Origin of the sequence: Klebsiella sp. ZJOU C1, from assembly GCF_035620215.1 — a bacterium.
GTDB classification, from domain to species: domain Bacteria; phylum Pseudomonadota; class Gammaproteobacteria; order Enterobacterales; family Enterobacteriaceae; genus Klebsiella; species Klebsiella variicola.
Map to the genome: position 1 here is coordinate 4,565,205 of NZ_CP141644.1, position 16,571 is coordinate 4,581,775.

16 protein-coding genes and 1 pseudogene are annotated in these 16,571 nt (G+C 55.2%); 8 read left to right on the plus strand and 9 right to left on the minus strand.

The window, feature by feature from the left end:
• Positions 1–99: 99 nt before the first annotated feature.
• A complete protein-coding gene (locus SPE70_RS21795) occupies positions 100–969 on the minus strand; it encodes a LysR family transcriptional regulator (protein WP_008806358.1) in 870 nt (289 codons plus the stop codon).
• A 102-nt stretch (positions 970–1,071) separates the two neighbouring features.
• Between SPE70_RS21795 and SPE70_RS21800 the strand changes: the two genes are divergently transcribed.
• The 6 genes from SPE70_RS21800 to mkrJ all read left to right on the plus strand — a co-directional run bounded on the left by SPE70_RS21800 (position 1,072) and on the right by mkrJ (position 6,422).
• The gene (locus SPE70_RS21800) at positions 1,072–1,533 is read left to right on the plus strand and encodes a multidrug/biocide efflux PACE transporter (RefSeq protein ID WP_008806359.1); all 462 of its coding nucleotides are present in this window, start codon (positions 1,072–1,074) and stop codon (positions 1,531–1,533) included.
• Positions 1,534–1,657: 124 nt separating this feature from the next.
• Positions 1,658–2,887 carry an amino acid permease gene (locus tag SPE70_RS21805; protein ID WP_008806360.1) on the plus strand — a complete coding sequence of 410 codons (1,230 nt, stop codon included), beginning with the start codon at positions 1,658–1,660 and terminating at the stop codon, positions 2,885–2,887.
• A gap of 119 nt (positions 2,888–3,006) precedes the next feature.
• The gene (locus SPE70_RS21810; protein ID WP_012540635.1) at positions 3,007–3,885 is read left to right on the plus strand and encodes an aldo/keto reductase family oxidoreductase; all 879 of its coding nucleotides are present in this window, start codon (positions 3,007–3,009) and stop codon (positions 3,883–3,885) included.
• A gap of 382 nt (positions 3,886–4,267) precedes the next feature.
• The gene (gene mrkH / locus SPE70_RS21815; RefSeq protein ID WP_008806362.1) at positions 4,268–4,972 is read left to right on the plus strand and encodes a transcriptional activator MrkH; all 705 of its coding nucleotides are present in this window, start codon (positions 4,268–4,270) and stop codon (positions 4,970–4,972) included.
• 17 nt (positions 4,973–4,989) lie between these two features.
• Positions 4,990–5,562 (plus strand): transcriptional regulator MrkI, encoded by a 573-nt coding sequence (locus SPE70_RS21820; protein WP_022064922.1) that lies wholly within the window; start codon positions 4,990–4,992, stop codon positions 5,560–5,562.
• A 143-nt stretch (positions 5,563–5,705) separates the two neighbouring features.
• The gene (gene mkrJ / locus SPE70_RS21825) at positions 5,706–6,422 is read left to right on the plus strand and encodes a cyclic-di-GMP phosphodiesterase MrkJ (protein ID WP_032731214.1); all 717 of its coding nucleotides are present in this window, start codon (positions 5,706–5,708) and stop codon (positions 6,420–6,422) included.
• Between the two features lie 35 nt (positions 6,423–6,457).
• On the opposite strand, the gene mrkF is transcribed toward mkrJ, so the two are convergent.
• From mrkF to mrkA, 5 genes are all read right to left on the minus strand, one after another.
• Positions 6,458–7,093 (minus strand): type 3 fimbria minor subunit MrkF, encoded by a 636-nt coding sequence (gene mrkF / locus SPE70_RS21830; protein ID WP_012540633.1) that lies wholly within the window; start codon positions 7,091–7,093, stop codon positions 6,458–6,460.
• Positions 7,094–7,106: 13 nt separating this feature from the next.
• Positions 7,107–8,102 carry a type 3 fimbria adhesin subunit MrkD gene (mrkD, locus tag SPE70_RS21835; protein ID WP_012540632.1) on the minus strand — a complete coding sequence of 332 codons (996 nt, stop codon included), beginning with the start codon at positions 8,100–8,102 and terminating at the stop codon, positions 7,107–7,109.
• Positions 8,093–10,579 (minus strand): type 3 fimbria usher protein MrkC, encoded by a 2,487-nt coding sequence (gene mrkC / locus SPE70_RS21840; protein WP_064170015.1) that lies wholly within the window; start codon positions 10,577–10,579, stop codon positions 8,093–8,095. Before mrkC ends, mrkD begins: the two co-directional genes overlap by 10 nt.
• An 11-nt stretch (positions 10,580–10,590) precedes the next feature.
• The gene (gene mrkB, locus SPE70_RS21845) at positions 10,591–11,292 is read right to left on the minus strand and encodes a type 3 fimbria chaperone MrkB (RefSeq protein ID WP_012967265.1); all 702 of its coding nucleotides are present in this window, start codon (positions 11,290–11,292) and stop codon (positions 10,591–10,593) included.
• A gap of 95 nt (positions 11,293–11,387) precedes the next feature.
• Positions 11,388–11,996, minus strand: coding sequence for a type 3 fimbria major subunit MrkA (gene mrkA / locus SPE70_RS21850; RefSeq protein ID WP_008806369.1), 609 nt, complete (start codon positions 11,994–11,996; stop codon positions 11,388–11,390).
• Positions 11,997–12,702: 706 nt separating this feature from the next.
• On the opposite strand from mrkA, the gene SPE70_RS21855 reads away from it, so the two are divergent.
• On the plus strand, positions 12,703–12,912 hold the full coding sequence (locus SPE70_RS21855) for a YdgH/BhsA/McbA family protein (protein ID WP_002916131.1): 210 nt from the start codon (positions 12,703–12,705) through the stop codon (positions 12,910–12,912).
• Positions 12,913–13,006: 94 nt separating this feature from the next.
• Here the strand turns inward: SPE70_RS21855 and SPE70_RS21860 are convergent, their stop codons facing one another.
• The gene (locus tag SPE70_RS21860; RefSeq protein ID WP_012540631.1) at positions 13,007–13,903 is read right to left on the minus strand and encodes an EamA family transporter; all 897 of its coding nucleotides are present in this window, start codon (positions 13,901–13,903) and stop codon (positions 13,007–13,009) included.
• Between the two features lie 81 nt (positions 13,904–13,984).
• On the opposite strand from SPE70_RS21860, the gene SPE70_RS21865 reads away from it, so the two are divergent.
• Positions 13,985–14,491, plus strand: a complete 507-nt coding sequence (locus tag SPE70_RS21865; protein ID WP_012540630.1) for a MarR family winged helix-turn-helix transcriptional regulator — start codon at positions 13,985–13,987, stop codon at positions 14,489–14,491.
• Here SPE70_RS21865 and SPE70_RS21870 read toward each other — a convergent pair.
• A pseudogene (locus tag SPE70_RS21870) lies at positions 14,488–15,443 on the minus strand (nickel/cobalt transporter). The gene SPE70_RS21865 and the pseudogene SPE70_RS21870 sit on opposite strands and share 4 nt — an antisense overlap.
• Positions 15,444–15,580: 137 nt before the next feature.
• Positions 15,581–16,570 (minus strand): fimbrial protein, encoded by a 990-nt coding sequence (locus SPE70_RS21875; RefSeq protein WP_012967263.1) that lies wholly within the window; start codon positions 16,568–16,570, stop codon positions 15,581–15,583.
• Position 16,571: the final 1 nt, after the last annotated feature.

Consider the following 16,571-nt stretch of genomic DNA (forward strand, 5'->3'; position numbering starts at 1 on the left):
TTTTGCGCAAAGAAACAGCGATATACTAGATAATTGTTATCAAAAAACTTTGTAATTGTTTAAAAAAAGTGAAGCTAATCACAAAGAAACCGCTTTTTATTAACGTTCACGCCGCTGCAGATGCTCACGCAGCCAGCTGCCGGCCGCCCCCGGCGGCGCTTTCTTATTCCACAGCAGATCGACCGAAATCGCCCGCGGCCAGCCGGGAATATCAAGCGCCACCAGCCCGCCCTGCGGCGCAAACTCCGCCACCAGCGCACAGGGCAGAATGCACCAGCCGAATCCCTGCACTGCCATGCTGAGCAGCAGCAGGTAGTTTGGCGCCGACCAGACCTGACCTGCGGCAGGTTCGGTGGCGCTGGCCAGAAAGGTGCTCAACCGCAGCTCACGCCAGCTGCGCAGCTCATCCCAGACGACCTTGCCCTGCGCCGCCAGCGGATGGTCAGGCGCCACGTAAATGCCCATCGCCGTCTGCAGCGGCAGGCGGGTGCTGCCGATGTCGGTCGGGTAGCGATCTCTGGCCTCAATCAGCCCCACCTGGGCGCGGGCTTTTTGCAGGAGATCGATCACATCCTCGTCTTCGCCAATCAAACACTCAAACTCGGTATGGGGAAAGCGGCGGTCAAACTGCACCAGCAGATCTTCCAGCACGTCCGGGTGCAGGGTGTCCGAGAGCACGAAGGTCAGCCGCGGTTCCGTCTCACCGGCGAGCGACACCGCCAGCTCATCCAACCGCTCGCTGGCGGCGAGGATCGCTTTGACATAGCTCAGCACCTGCTCCCCCTGCGGCGTCAGCGTCGGCTGCCGCGTTGCCCTGTCAAAGAGGGTCACGCCGAGATCGGCCTCCAGGTTGGCGATAGCGGTACTGATCGTCGACTGGCTTTTACGCAGGCGACGGGCGGCAGCGGAAAACGATCCGCAGTCAACCGCCTCCACAAAGGCGGTTAACGCTTCCGGGGAATAACGCATAATCTATCTACTTTATCGATGGTTTCTATCTTTTGTTTATCATGTTTTTCCATAAAATGCCGGGTAATTTCCTGTTCAGGCTAAAACTGGAGGTCGCTCGCCATGCAACAGATCCCTCATCAGCGCAAGACGCTTACGGAACGCGTTATCCACGCCATCACCTTCGAAGGACTGGCGACGCTGATCCTCGCCCCTACCGCCGCCTGGCTGATGCAGCGCTCGGTCGTGGAGATGGGCGGGCTGAGTATTCTGCTCGCCACCCTGGCGATGGTATGGAACATCATCTATAACGCGATGTTCGATCGCCTGTGGCCGGTCTCCCGCTTTCCCCGCCAGCTGAAAGTGCGTGCGCTGCACGCGCTGGGCTTTGAGACCGGATTCATCATCATTGGCGTCACCATGGTGGCGATCGTGCTGGGCGTATCGCTCTTGCAGGCGTTTATGCTGGAGATCGGCTTCATGCTCTTCTTCCTGCCCTACACCATGGCGTTTAACTGGGCATGGGACACCCTGCGCGAGCGCGTTATCCGCCGCCGCCGCCCACGCCAGCCGGCGCGCGGGTAGTGCCCCGGGCGGATCCTCCACGATCCGCCGCGACTTTATCACCAAAAACTATCGCAACAGACGAACCATAAATATGGTAAATTGCACTCCTTTTTTTTGGTTTACCGGTTGATAAAGTCGCATAATGTCTAAAATTTGGTCTAAAGAAGAAACTCTATGGAGTTTTGCCTTATATGGCACTGCAGTAGGCGCTGGGACGCTATTTCTACCGATCCAGCTGGGTTCGGCTGGCGCCATTGTCCTGTTCATCACCGCGCTGGTCGCCTGGCCGCTCACCTACTGGCCTCACAAAGCGCTGAGCCAGTTTATTCTCTCGGCCAATATCGCGCCGGGAACCGGGATCACCGGCGCAGTCAATCACTACTATGGTAAGAAAATCGGCAACCTGATCACCGGCCTCTATTTCCTCGCCTTCTTCGTCGTGGTGCTCATCTATGCCGTGGCCATCACCAACTCGCTGGCCGAGCAGGTGGCGCATCGTACGCCGGTGACCCCCACGCTGCGCGCGCTGCTGAGCCTGGGCGTTGTGCTGGTCCTCAACCTGATCTTTCTCATGGGGCGGCAGGTCACCATCAAGGTGATGGGCTTTCTGGTCTTCCCGCTTATCGCCTGCTTCCTGTTTCTCTCCCTCTATTTAATCCGCGACTGGCATCCTGAGCACCTCACCAGCCAGATGCAGTTCAGCACGCACACGCTCCATCAGATCTGGATCTCCATTCCCGTGATGGTTTTCGCTTTTAGCCATACACCGATCATTTCTACTTTTGCTATCGACCAGCAGGAGAAACATGGCGACCTGGCCATGGGTAAATGCAAAAAAATCATGAAGGTGGCCTACACCATCATCTGCGCCAGCGTGCTGTTTTTCGTCTTCAGCTGTCTGCTGGCGATCCCGGCGACCTATATTGAAAGCGCCCGCGATCAGGGGGTGACTATCCTTTCCGCCCTGTCGATGGTGCCGGGCGCGCCCGGCTGGCTGGCGGTAACCGGCATCATCGTTGCCGTGGTCGCCATGTCGAAATCCTTCCTTGGCACCTACTTCGGGGTGATTGAAGGCGCCAGTGAAATCGTCAAGAGTTCGCTGGGGCTGGTCGGGGTGCGTAAGAGCCGCGCCTTCAACCGGGCGATGTCGATCCTGCTGGTCTCCGCCTTCACCTTTGCGGTGTGCTTTATCAACCCGAATGCCATTTCGATGATCTACGCCATCAGCGGGCCGCTTATCGCCATGATCCTGTTTATCATGCCCACGCTGTCCACCTGGCTTATTCCGGCGCTTAAACCGTACCGCTCGGTGGGTAACGCCATTACGCTGGTGGTCGGCCTGCTCTGCGTTTCAGTGATGTTCTTTGGCTAATCGCCTCTGGCGGCAGCGGCTTACCTGAGCCGCTGCCGCACATTCTGACAACATTCTCGCCCTTCCCTTTCCCCTGAGCGGATTACACTTACGGCTTAGCCACCGTAAGGAGAGTTCGTATGTCCAGTGTCACCTTATCCGGTCGCGGCACGCTCGGCGATCGCCAGGTTTATCGGTTGGGTTATGGCGCGATGCAGCTGGCCGGCCCCGGCGTCTTCGGCCCGCCGAAAGATCCCGAGGAGGCGGTGCGCGTCCTGCAGGCCGCCGTCGAGGCCGGGGTAAACCATATCGATACCTCTGATTTTTACGGTCCGCATGTGACCAATCAATTGATCCGCAAAGCGCTCCATCCCTATCCTGACGACCTGTGTATTGTCACCAAGGTTAGCGCCCGCCGCGACGAGAAGGGCAACTGGCTGCCGGCCATGTCGCCTGCCGAACTGACCCAGGCCGTCGAGGATAATTTGCGTAACCTGGGGCTCGACGTGCTGGAGGTGGTGAACCTGCGCAGTATGCTCAGCCCTCACGGCCCGGTGGAAGGCTCGCTGGAGGCGCCGCTCACTACCCTGCTGGAGCTCAAAGCGCGGGGATTGATCCGCCATATCGGCCTCAGCAACGTGACGGCAAAACAGGTCGCGGATGCGCAGAAAATGACGCCCATCGTCTGCGTGCAAAACCTCTATAACATTGCCCATCGCGCCGACGACGCGCTGGTCGATGCGCTCGCCGCGCAGCACATCGCGTGGGTGCCCTTCTTCCCGTTGGGTGGTTTTACGCCACTCCAGGCGCAGGAGCTGAACGAGGTCGCGGCCTCGCTTGAGGCGACGCCGATGCAGGTCGCCCTGGCCTGGCTGCTTCAGCGTTCGCCGAATATTCTGCTGATCCCCGGCACGTCTTCCCGCACGCATCTGGCGGAAAATATTGCCGCCGCGCAGCTGGCCCTGCCGGGCGACGCCCTGCGCATCCTCGATAATATCGCCACCCGCGCACGCCCCTGACCCGTGGGGAGAAATGGGGGGAACGACAGCTATCCTTAATATTTGCCTGGAAAAACCTCAACACTGCTGGCACTATAGATCTTACAAATGGGGTGTGATCGACGATCGTTTTCTCATTATCCCCGTTAATCAAACTACTGTTTTTATCCTTCGACCGGTCTCCAGCATGGAGGCCGTTGTCGTTTTTGTCATGACCAAAATTTGAAACTCTTGATTACAGGAAACACAATATCAAATTCCAAGTTTATACATATCAATCTGGCTGCAAAGATAGCCAATAACATCAAACGCTCATAAAAACATCTGATTAACCCAATCAGAATGTTGCTATTGCTATAAGAAAAATCAAACGCCTCACGACAACTATTTACAAGGGAAGCACATGACAGAGGGAACGATAAAGACCAGTAAGTATGAAATTATTGCTATTTTCAGAGAGGAGTTGCGCAAACGTACTGAAATTGAAATATTTTTTAACAACACGAGTATCGTAACCCAACTGACACGTGTGGATTTTGCCGAGTTCCATATTCAGACTCACCGCAAAATCCCGCCGGGGCATAAAATTCGCTTTCTCCTGCATAGTGATTCAGGGAAAATAGAGTTTAATGCACCCCTGACAAAACATGACAATAGCGGTGTGGATAAAGGTATCCGCTACGCCTTTTCTTTGCCTGAATGTCTGCAGGTCGTACAGCGCCGCCGCGATCCCCGTTTTCGTTTACGCCACGAACATGATTTTTATTGCCGCGGTCGCCATAAAAATGGCGAAAACTATCTTTTCGACATCAAAGACATTTCAGATGGCGGTTGCGCATTGATGACCAGGACGCCGAACCTGAAATTTCTCAGCCATAACGCCTTACTGAAAAATGCTGTACTGATGCTCGCGGAATATGGTGAGATCACCATTGACCTGGTGGTAAAGAATGTCATTGTTATCACCCTTGATGACGCCAATGAAGAGAGTGAAAGCTACTATCAGATATCCTGCCAGTTTAAGTTCCGCCATCTCGATGACCAGCGCAGAATAGAGAAGATACTGCTGGACCTGATCTTAGAAGCCAAGCGCAAAAAGAGAATCTGATACCCTTGGACAGTATATTGCTGTACACCAATGATAATCTCATTGGTCACTCAATCTATCACTACCTTATTGATAGCCATGAAAATATCACCCGTCTTGGTTATGGCGACGTTATCCATGAGAAACATCTACCACTGGCTCAGACGGTTATTTTCAATTTAATTAATAAGGATATTTCTGCCATCAGAATCGTCGACCTGCTGAACGCGCTTCGCCTTTCTCTGCAGCGCTGCCAACAGCCGGTACTGGTGGTGAAAAGCGACATTGTCGCCCTGTGCAGAGAGTTGATAACTATTGATAATGCCATGATTATTAGCGAAAAATCTCCATTATCTCTTTTTTCCTCTATCGTCAAGCGCGCAGAGGGCGCCAGCGAACTGCCACCGCGAAGGTTGCGCAAACAGCTGTCGCCACGGGAGTGCCAGATCCTCGAACTGCTGATTGCCAACAATAATAACAAGCGTATTGCCGCCCTGCTCGGCATTGCCCATAAAACGGTTCACAGCCATCGTATCCATATCATGCAAAAGCTGGGCATTGATAATTCCCGCGCCATGAACCAGCGTATTGCCGCACTCCATCAATGTTAAATTATGCTCCAGTAAATCAATAGCGGATAAAGCGTACTTATTCGCTGTTGATTTACATTTCCTGCCATTCCCATTAACCATCAGGTAGCCTATAATTAGTGTATCCTCTGCCTATTGTCTGACTAACCTCGTGATGAGGGATAATGAACACTAAAATAACCGAAGACAACATTTTATCTCGTAATGATATCGCTGTACGCTACGTCTTTCAGAAAATGTTTTCCCCACAAGGTACCTTAGTCGCGGTTGAATGCCTGAGCCGCTTCGATAATCTTACCGTCTCTCCTGAGTATTTTTTTCGTCATGCTACCGCAGCGGTTCGTGAGCGTATTTTTCTCGAGCAACTGGCATTGATTGAAAAACATAAAGAATGGTTTTTACACAACAACATTTCCGCCACGATTAACGTCGACGACCATATCCTGAATCTGCTGCGTCAGAAGGAAATAAAAGATAAAATTGCCGCACTCACCTGCGTCCATTTCGAAGTGACCGAAAACGCTGAGAATCTTCTCAATAATTCCCTGGCCGCCTGGCAAAACCCGCAAGATACCTCGCTGTGGCTCGATGACTTCGGCTCAGGCTATGCGGGGATTAACGCCATCAGAGGGTATCATTTTGACTATGTCAAAATTGATAAAGATTTTTTCTGGCATCTGATGCGCAAAGAGTCAGGCCGCCAGTTAATGGATGCCCTGGTGACCTTTTTATCCCGCAATCATCACAACGTGATTATTGAGGGGGTGGAAAGCGAAGACCATAAAAAATGGTTGCAGGGAATGGAATGGTTTGCCATTCAGGGCCATTACTGGCAGGAAGTCAGTATTGAACAACTGGTTGCTGACGATATTACCCGATAAAAAAAGCCGGGGATTCTCCGGCTTTTTTGCATTGCTTAATTATAAACTAATTCCCACGTTGCCCAACTGGTAATCGGCCCACTGGTGGCGCTTTTTGGCGTTGGCGAAACGTAGCCCACGTAATAGGTGAACAGCCCACCGCTGACCGCGTTTTCCTGCAAATGCACCTGATTTTGCTGCGGGTCCGCCGGGACAATTTTATTACTTTTATCCAGCGTATTATTATCATTGGTCGACAGCGCCAGATAAATATTCTGCGCCCCATCTGGCAAGGTATTGGCCAGATAGCCCGCATTCTCATTCCCGACCGCCGTCAGTAAAAAGCCGTCAATCCAGCGAACGCTGACCCGTCGCACTTCGTCCTGCGAGGCGGCCCCACCGTCATGGCGCAACTGACAGTTTGACAGCGCCAGGGTAAATGGCTGCGGCTTCATAAACGCCCCGGCCCCGCGATCGTGCACTTCCGCCAGGCTGACCGGCGCCAGCCAGACGTTGCCATTGCCGGCATGCTGACCGCCATTCAGCGCGACACTGCAGGAAATATCCGTCACCCGCCCGGCAAATTCGACCCGTCCGCGGTCATAATTGGTCTCGAAACCCCACGCCGAGGGGGCGGCGAGGCTGCCGCAGAATAGCAGCCACGCGATAGTGTGTTTCGGCAATCCCTTCATTCCCCCTCCCGTATTAATCGTACGTCAGGTTAAAGATCATATGCGACTCCACCTCGCCGGTGCTGGTCGTCGGGCCATACTGATAAAAGCGCGCGTGCAGCGGGATGGTGATGTAGCGGATCTCCTGATTATTCAAGCGGCCAACGGTGTATTTCTTATTAAACTGCAGCGGCGATCCATCCTTCAGTACCTGAATACCGACGCCTTTTGCCATACCGCTACCGGCCTTTTCATTGAGCAACGCGCCCATAGTCGCCGTCGTGCTGGTAGCCAACGTTCCGGAAAACGAGGTGCTGATGTTGGCATACCCGGTTTCGCTCAGGCCGCCGCTGCACTGCAGATCGATATTAAAATCTTTCCCGCCCGCGGTAGTGCCCACCCCTTTCAGGTCACTGCGCCGGATGGAGCCCACATCGACATTCATATTCTTCCCGCTCATCACCGTACAGGAGGGCGAGACCACGGTGATGGCGTTGGCGCTCAGATAGGTTTCGAGGATCGGGTTGCCGCCGCTCTCCCAGTCATAGGAGGTGTATTTCCCTGTTGCCAGGGTGCCGCTGCCGGTGGTTGCCGCGGTTTTGATTATCTCCAGGGTAAAGCGCGATCCCTCCAGCGAATAGTTGGTGGTACCCGATACCCGAGACGAAAAGACGTCGGGATAGACGATATTGACCGTCGCGCCGCCGCGGCTGAAACGCATGCCGATACCCGGCACGTTGGTGGAATAGATTTTATTCCCGAGATCAGTGGCCCCTGGCGCAACAATCTTCGCCGCGAAGCGGTTGGTGCCGGAGGTACAGCGATAGCTCGCGCCGCCGGGGGCGCTCATCGTCCAGTCGCGGGTGAGGATCACCGACCCCACCGGCAGATCCGGAGGCACCACCACCCTGCCCACCACCATGTCCAGCATCACCGTTGGCGAAGAAAGGCGCGTACAGACGGCCCAGGACGAGGTGGTTCCCAGCGCCATTAAGACGATAAAAAGCGTTAGTAATTTCCTCAGCGACATACGCTATCCTTTGTTGTTTGCGGTCCCAGATCCACCGAACACTGCCCGCCGCTCCACTTCACAATCGCGCGTTTGGCATTCGCATCGCTGATAAACATCATGCTGCCCTGGCCGACAACGCCGATCTCCTTACCATCAGGAGAGAAAATACTCGCCGCAAACGGCAGCGGCTCATGGTTCGCCTGGCGCACCTGCAGCGTGAGGTTGTTCTGCACCGTGGTGCCGAACGCCACCTTAACCACGCTGCCTTCCCACGGCACAACCTGCGCCAAGGTGCGATCGAAGGCGACATCGTCAAGGCTACCTTTCGGGTCGATCTCGACGGCGTTAATCCGGTACGGGCGCAGATACGGCAGGATGGCGTAACCATTGCTGTCCACACGGGTGCCCGGCGACCCCGGGAGCATGGCGCCGGCAGCGTCTTTGGCTTCAATCAGCGCCATCGTCGAGCCGCTTTCGGGCGAGAGCACCACGCCGCCGCTATGGGCGATCATCGTCCCGCTGGCGCCCAGGCCGCTCTGGCGATAGCCTTCGCCCTGGCTGTAGCTGCCGTTGAGCGTGGTCCATGGCGTACGGTAGCTGCCGTTGAGCGCCACGTCGTGCTGGCCGCCGGTGGCCGTGGTGGTCGACACGCCGTAGTTAAGGTTGTTTTCACTGTCCAGCGAACCGTTGATACCAATCTGCGAGCTGGCAAAGCGTGAGTTGTTGAACGAGGTGTTCGACGTCAGGTTGGCAGTGCGGTTATCGCCAAACCACAGCGGGTAGCTGAAGTTAAGTGAAATGCGATCGTCGCGGCGATGACCGGAGCTGTCTGGCGTGTAAACGCGCTGCGCGCTCGCCGACCAGGAGAGACGACCAAATGAGTTGTTGTAGCTGACCTGATACTGCTTCTCGGTCCCGGAGCGGTTCCAGTAGTCGGAGACGCGACCGCTCAGATAAAACCCGCCCCAGCCGTCCGGCAGGTTCTGGTTCACGGTGAAGGTCATGCCGTTTTTCTGCCGCCACAGGGTGTAGTTGCTGCGGCTGTTTTTTTCCTGATCGACGGCATACAGCGCGTCGTTGAGGTTGTAATAACCTTTCGTCGAGTAGCGATACGCCGCCAGCACGATGCTGGTCTGGGTATCGGTAAACATGCGGTTAAAGGTGGCGCGATAGCTCTGCCCCGAATCATCATGGGTATCACTCTTCAGCCGCGAATGGGTCACGTCAAAGGAGAGCGCGCCGATGCCGGTGTTCATCCCGGTCCCCACCAGGAAGGCCTGATAGTCGTCGAAACCCGTGACCCCGGTATAGCCGGTCAGCAGGTTGTTGATACCGTGCTGCCAGGTGGCCTGATAGAGCATCGGCTTGTTACGCAGAGAACTGTCGTCCACTTTACCGGCGGAGAGCGCGTAGCGGGTCATTCCCGGGCGCAACAGCTGGGCGACGGAAGCGTAAGGCACGCTAAACACTTCCACCGAGCCATCCGCCTCTTTCACCGAGACCTCAAGGTCGCTGCCATAGCCGGAAGGATAGACATCCTGCAGGGTAAACGGCCCGGGCGGAACGGTGGTCTGATAGATAATGTTGCTGCCCTGGCGCACGGTGACGAGGGCGTTGCTCTGCGCCACGCCGCGAATTTCCGGGGCATACGAGCGCATGCCATCCGGGAACATATTGTCATCGGTGGAAAGGTTGACCCCACGCAGACCGATGGTGTCGAAAAATTCACCATTGGTAAAAATCTGACCGCCGCTGACGATGGAGTTGAGCTGCGGAATGGGGCGCTGGAGATAGGTCTGGTTGCTGTTCCAGTGCGCTTTACCCTGCTGCTGTTGCCAGTTCAGGTTGCCGATGTGCTTCAGCAGCCAGCCGTCCCACGACAGGCCGGCGTTGACACCAAGATAGGCGCTGCTGTTATCCGAGCCGCCGACCGAAGAGGTGTGGCTGTTCCAGGCGTTGGCCATCCAGCCCAGATTGAGCGCAGTAATGCCTTTGTCCCAGAACTCCGGGCTGACATAGTTTTTCAGACGTTGATCTTCATAGATCTGCGGTACCGAAATGTTCAACCGCAGGGAGGACTGGACCAGGTTGTCTTTGACGTTTTCTTCGTTACGCCAGGATTTGAGGCTACCACAGTACCCCTCCTGTTCGCTGAGCTTTGGGTTAAGCTTTTCCGCCGCGATGCCGTACTGCGTCAGCATCGCTTTGGTGTAGCAAACGCCAAGGTTACCGTCTTTGTCGCGCGCGATGCGCAGGTCGTAGCGCCCTTTCCACTCGTCGTTGGTGTAGACGTCAAGGGAGTAAGTGCCTTCGGTAATCGCGCTGGTCGAAAAGCGAGACAGATCGACCTTCTCGCGGCTACCGACAATAAAGCCGTCGTTAAATTGATATACCGTTCCCGGGTTTTCCTGTCCGCTGGAAAATGGCGGAAAGCAGCACAGCGCGATGGCTATCGCGGTGCTTAATCTTCCCGGGCAGAATGACCTCTGCTTCATTAGCTTTTCCCTTATTTAACGGCCACTTTCACTGCGACATCGGCGCCATAGTCATTAATGTTGTTAACGGTCAGGGTTTCGCCGCGGTTGACGGCGGAGGAGAGTGCTACCGTCTGGCTGGACTGCGGCGCCAGCATCACGGTTTTGCTGTTCAGGGCTTTACCGCCGTCGCGGGAAATACGGCTGACGGTAATGTAGAACGGCGTCGGGTTATTGATGGCGAGACTGCTGCCGTTGGCAGTCAGCGTCAGCTTCTCGGCCGCCGCATCGCGGTTGCCCAGTCCGGCAGGGCGGTAAATAAATTTAAAGCGGGAACGGATCGCCAGCTGCAGCACGTTCTGGCCTTCATTTTTCTGATTGGCCACTACCGGTGGAATTTCCAGCAGATTCAGCCACCACAGTGTCTCTTTATCTTTCGCCAGACCGGCGCTGCTGCCGAGCTTAATACGCAGCGTCTGGCCACTTTTGGCGTCAACGCGCGAGATCGGCGGGGTGATAATAAACGGGGTGGTAATGGTATCCGGTGTGGCATCGGCATCGCCATTATCCAGCCAGGCCTGCGCCAGTGCCGGACGGTCGGCGTTATTTGAAAGCTGTACCGTTATTTCTTTTTCATTTCCTGGATAAATAAAGCGGGTACCGTTAACAATAATGTTGTTGGCATGGGCCGCAAAACTAAAAATGAAACAGAAAAAAAGGGCAATACGCTTCATGCTGACCTCAGAATAAAAATACAAGCGGCGGACATCGCCGCTTTATTATTGTTATTAACTGCCCCGGAGCGGGGCAGTTTTATTTTCTGGCGGAATTACTGATAGGTAATTTCGTAAGTCGCGTAGCTGTTGACCACACCGGTAGTTACTGTGGTCGGTGCGCTGGTCGCATAACCAACGTAGTAGGTGAAGCGCGCGCCATCAGCTACAGCAGCAGCATCGCCTTTTGCTTTCGGCTGAGTGCTGTCACCCGGGATGATTTTGTTGGTCAGCGCGGTGGCGTTGTCAGTAGACAGCACCAGCTGGATGTTCTGGGCACCGGAAGCTTCGGTGTTCGCCAGGTAACCCTGCTGTTTGCTGGTTGCGCCAGCCAGCAGGTTACCGCCGGTCCAGTTCACGCCCAGTTTGGTTACGTCATCCTGTTTGGTGCCGTCAGCAGCCTGGCAGTTAGAGACGTCAATGGTGAAAGATTTCGGTTTCAGATAAGTATCCGCTGCTGCCGCTTTAACTTCAGTCAGGGTTACCGGAGACAGGTAAACGTTCGCATCGCTGCCCTGGCCGTTAACAGAAACAGTACAGGATACATCGGTAACTTTACCGAAGAAATTAACCTGGCCGCCGCCAACATTGGTATCAGCTGCATGGGCAGCAGTCATGCCAAAAAACGCGGTTGCCATTGCTGCAGAGAGAAGAACCTTTTTCATTGCCATTTCCTTGTCAGAGTGAATTACGAATCAATGAGCACACTGTGAATTCGCATAGAACCAGAAACATCAGGCGATGCTGATTTATGCCACTGCTAATAGAATCTTCGACTGACCGGGAGCCGCAATATTTAAGGCGTCAGGTAACGAACTTAAAAATATCAGTTCGCTGGTGCTATCGGCGTCAAAGAATGCTATTTATTCGCCGACAAATATACATTTGTTCACGTTTCATTAAGTTATATAACAGATAACCATCAACTATTAATAAACAGTCATTGATAGATGAAAACGAGAGGGTGGTTGTTTACAGCGCAGCAAGCCTAACGCCAGTGCGAGAGAAAGTGACCGCAACAGCATGCAGAAAAAGCCCTCGGAAGGCCATCGCGATAAGTCTGAATCTGCCTTTGCGGTGGTGAAAACAGCACCAAACCATTCATACAACGAATGATGAAAGCATGAATGAGGCGCATTCCTCTCCCTGAACAAGGGCAGCCCATGTGATATCCCCTTCCAGAAACAAATGATTAATCCATTGTTTTTAAATTAAAAAAATCGATAAACGATCATATTTCCGCCATCAAACCGCCATAAAAATGTGATCTAAATCGCACTTTTTGCAACGCACGTTATAGTTAGCAGACTTATTATAAGTCCATCGAAAGCAAACACGCTTTCCACCATAAAAGTTAAAAGGACAAACACCATGAAAAACGTAAAATTACTCGCCGCTGCCGGTATGCTCTCCCTGGTTTCTTTTGCTAGCTTCGCGCATCCGGTGAGCGTGACTGCCGACACCCTGGACAGCGCAGAAGCGAAAATCGCGACCATTGCGAAAGAACAAGGCGCTTCCTACCACATCACCGAAGCGTACACCGGCAACCAGGTCCATATGACCGCCGAGCTGTCTAAATAAGCGAATGGTTGCAGAGGGAGCTGCCGGACAGGCCGCCTGCGGGTGGCTGGTCTGGCTCCCGCCGCCCCCCCGCACGCAGCAATGTCGAGCCCCGTTATGGGGCTTTTTTCGTTTTTGCTCCCGCCGCCTGGCGCGCCAGCGCGCGCTGGATAGACAGCACGCTCGCCAGCACCACGATCAACCCCACCAGCGCCATCCCCTGGATCTTTTGTCCAAGGAAAATCCATCCCAGCACCACGGCGGTCACCGGGCTCAGCAGACTCATCGCCGACACCGCCACCGGCGAGAGGCGACCAATCCCCCGGAACCACAGGCCATAGGCCAGCATGGCACCCGCGACGCACAGCCACAGATAGCCTGCGACCTGCAGCGCTGTCACCTGATGCAGAGGGGGGTCAACGATCAGCGCCACCGGGGCCAGCACCACTCCCCCAATCGCCAGCTGCCAGCCGGTCAACGCGACAATCGGCAAGGAGAGCGCCCAGCGGCGGGAGAGCCAGGTGCCCAGCGCCATACTGATCGCGCCGAGAAACGCCGCGCCGATCCCCAGCGGGTCGAGGACGGTGTGCGGCGACAGCAGCAGCATGGCCATACCGAGTATACCGGCGATGGCGGAGAACACCGCCAGCCAGGGCGAGCGCTGCCGATCAACGCACCAGGCGAGGAGCATCACCAGCAGCGGCTGGATCGCGCCAATCACCGCCGCCAGTCCACCGGGTAAGCGATAGGCAGCGATAAACAGCAGCGCCTGGAAAGCGCCGATATTTAAAATGCCGGTAACGATAAGCTTTGCCCACTCGCCGCGCTGCGGGAAACGACGGCTCCAGATCAGCAGGGCGATGCCTGCCGGCAACACCCTCAGCAGCGCAGCGATAAATGGCCGATCGGGAGGAAGGAACTGGGAGGTGACGATATAGGTCGTCCCCCAGATAGCGGGCGCCAGCGCGGTGAGCAGTAAGTCGATCATCAGACTACGTGAGAGAAAAGCCATGATTTTATCTTCACTTCAAGCTAAATTGGTGACTGAAGTATGTACCGACAAGTATCTTGATATCAAGACAAGTGAGCACTGATGGACAAATCACCCGCGATCGACGCCGTGGATCGCATTCTCGCCCAGTGGCAGCGGGAGCGACCGGATCTGGACTGCAGCCCAATGGGACCGATAGGCCGCCTGAAACGATGCGCCATGCTGCTGGAGCCGCAGGTGGAAGTGGCCTTTACGCGCCACGATCTGGTGCGCTGGGAGTTTGATATGCTGGCGACGCTGCGCCGCGCCGGCCCCCCTTTCACTCTTTCGCCGACCCAGCTCTTCTCCACGCTGATGATCACCTCCGGCACCATGACTCATCGCCTGAAGGCGCTGGAGAAACGCGGATTTATTACCCGCCTGCCGAACCCGGAGGATGCCCGCAGTATGCTGGTCGCCCTGACTCCTGTCGGGCGTGAGCGGATCGATGAGGCGGTGGAAACACATGTCGATAATGAACGGCAGCTGCTGGCAGGACTCAGTGACAGCGAACGCCTGCAACTGGATCAGGCGCTGCGGGTATTGATGCACCTGCTGGAAAGTCGTTAACAGCCGGCGGCGATAAAGTCGCCGTTGGCGCTGATCGGCACCACGGTGAAAAACAACCCGGCGGCAAAGAGGATCAGCGCCAGCCCGCCGAGGATCTTCACCAGCGGCACCAGCCAGGGCCGCGGACGACTCCCCACCGTCAGCCTGTTGGCCATACGGTGACGGGCATAGTGCACCGTCAGTGACAGACCGAGGATCGAAAGTCCGGTGCCCAGCGCCATGGTCATCACCGCGGCGATGCCCCAGCTGACAATCCCCAGCGCGTTGGCGAACAGCAAGATCATGATTGCCCCGCTGCAGGGGCGGGCGCCGATGGCCAGCACCACGCCAAGGCGTGTTTTCCAGTCGGCGCCGTGCAGGTTGTGCCCCACGCCGTGGTGCCCGCAGCCGCACGAGGCATCATGCTGATGCACCGGCGTCATGGCGCGAATCACTCTCTTGCCCGGCCCCAGGTTCTGCAGCGCGCGAAAGATAATGTAAATTCCAAAGGCGCCGATGGTCAGGGCGCTGATCTTCTCAACGTACCAGCGGCTGACGCTGAGATCGCCGGCGGCCAGATTCAGTCCTACCGCGAGAATAAAGACAAAGAGGATGGCGCTGACGCCCTGCAACAGGCTGCCGAGAAAGGGCACCACCCGCGCCGCCATCAGGCTCTCCGGGTTGGTGCTCAGGTAAGTCGTGACGATAAACTTGCCGTGACCCGGCCCGATGGCGTGCAGCACGCCGTAGAGAAAGGCGCCCACTAACAGCCAGACGCCGCCGCTGTACTGGTGATTATTCAGCAGTAAAGATACATCACCAGATAGCGATGTAAGGTTATTTGGGTGGCGAGGCACCACTGGAGAAAATCACCCCAGTGGCTGTGCAACATGATGCCGGCCACCAGCAGAAGGAGCCCGCCGCTCCCGGCCGCCAGCAGGCGCCAGTCGCGCTGCGCAATCGGAGTATTCATCATTATGCCATTGCGTAAAGAGTTTATCTCACCGGGCGGCGAACCGTTTGCCTGCCCTGTCGGCCAGGGGAAGCGGTATGCCCCCTGACAGATAGAGATAACATTAGCCTGGGCTGGCGTCGACAGGCAAAGCGGGGTTAGTTATTGTTGACCACGATGATGACCCGGCTTTTCATCTCCCCGGTACGTATATTCTCGCCATACTTCATTGGCTTGATATTAAGGGTAATTGGGTTTTTGCCGTGCACGGCTTCCTGAGGCGTTTCGTACAGGTAGCCATTGTCATACTGGATATCCGCCCCGCTGGCATCCTGAATATGGAACCCGACCTCACCGGCGCCGGTGGCAGATAATTCCTCATCGTTGGCTAACACCTGGCCGTTTTTCAGTCCCGATGCGCTCCTGAACGAGTACTCAATCTTGCCCGGCGTCAGTTCCAGTACACCGGACTCTCCCTGGCGGCAGTCGATATAGATCACCTCCGGGCGGTACGCGACAGTTCCCTGTTTAATATCGATGAAATTATATTCACCCATGTTGATTTCCGTCGTCGGATTCTCAAAACCACAGGTCATCACGTTGATTTGCAAAATGATATGATAAATATAGGTAATGGGGATATCGGTGCACTCTTTATCCTTATTCTGACAATACCTTAGATTGAGTTTATAACTTACCGTAAAGGGCTGACCGGGGGTGATCACCGGCCTGCCTGCGACCTCTCCCTTACTGATGGCATAGCTAATCGAGGCGGTATCATTAAAAATGTCAGACAATTTATAGTGAATTTTTTCGGTCAAATCGGTGCCGGAAATATTATGCGGCGACAGGTCGAATTTAATTTTATATTTTTCGTGGCCCACCAGGAAATTATACTCGGTGCTGTGCTGCGCTTCTCCTGTCAGGGTAATCACGACGTTCTGTAATGACTGACAAACAAACAGCCAGTCATCATTGGTAAAGGTGCCTTCGCGTAACGCCAGAGTACCGGAGAGGGTGACGGGTTTGAAAATATAGGTACCGTACCCCTCAATCCCTTTCTGGATATGACTGGTGTTCAGGTCGCAGTTCCCCGCCCAGGCGCCAAAGGTACTGAAGGTGAATAGCAGAAACAGTAGCCATCTCATC

Coding starts and splice junctions, on each gene's coding strand:
- SPE70_RS21795 (WP_008806358.1), bottom strand. CDS start 969: ATGCGTTATTCCCCGGAAGCGTTAACCGCCTTTGTGGAGGCGGTTGAC.
- SPE70_RS21800 (WP_008806359.1), top strand. CDS start 1,072: ATGCAACAGATCCCTCATCAGCGCAAGACGCTTACGGAACGCGTTATC.
- SPE70_RS21805 (WP_008806360.1), top strand. CDS start 1,658: ATGTCTAAAATTTGGTCTAAAGAAGAAACTCTATGGAGTTTTGCCTTA.
- SPE70_RS21810 (WP_012540635.1), top strand. CDS start 3,007: ATGTCCAGTGTCACCTTATCCGGTCGCGGCACGCTCGGCGATCGCCAG.
- mrkH (WP_008806362.1), top strand. CDS start 4,268: ATGACAGAGGGAACGATAAAGACCAGTAAGTATGAAATTATTGCTATT.
- mkrJ (WP_032731214.1), top strand. CDS start 5,706: ATGAACACTAAAATAACCGAAGACAACATTTTATCTCGTAATGATATC.
- mrkF (WP_012540633.1), bottom strand. CDS start 7,093: ATGAAGGGATTGCCGAAACACACTATCGCGTGGCTGCTATTCTGCGGC.
- mrkD (WP_012540632.1), bottom strand. CDS start 8,102: ATGTCGCTGAGGAAATTACTAACGCTTTTTATCGTCTTAATGGCGCTG.
- mrkC (WP_064170015.1), bottom strand. CDS start 10,579: ATGAAGCAGAGGTCATTCTGCCCGGGAAGATTAAGCACCGCGATAGCC.
- mrkB (WP_012967265.1), bottom strand. CDS start 11,292: ATGAAGCGTATTGCCCTTTTTTTCTGTTTCATTTTTAGTTTTGCGGCC.
- mrkA (WP_008806369.1), bottom strand. CDS start 11,996: ATGAAAAAGGTTCTTCTCTCTGCAGCAATGGCAACCGCGTTTTTTGGC.
- SPE70_RS21855 (WP_002916131.1), top strand. CDS start 12,703: ATGAAAAACGTAAAATTACTCGCCGCTGCCGGTATGCTCTCCCTGGTT.
- SPE70_RS21860 (WP_012540631.1), bottom strand. CDS start 13,903: ATGGCTTTTCTCTCACGTAGTCTGATGATCGACTTACTGCTCACCGCG.
- SPE70_RS21865 (WP_012540630.1), top strand. CDS start 13,985: ATGGACAAATCACCCGCGATCGACGCCGTGGATCGCATTCTCGCCCAG.
- SPE70_RS21875 (WP_012967263.1), bottom strand. CDS start 16,570: ATGAGATGGCTACTGTTTCTGCTATTCACCTTCAGTACCTTTGGCGCC.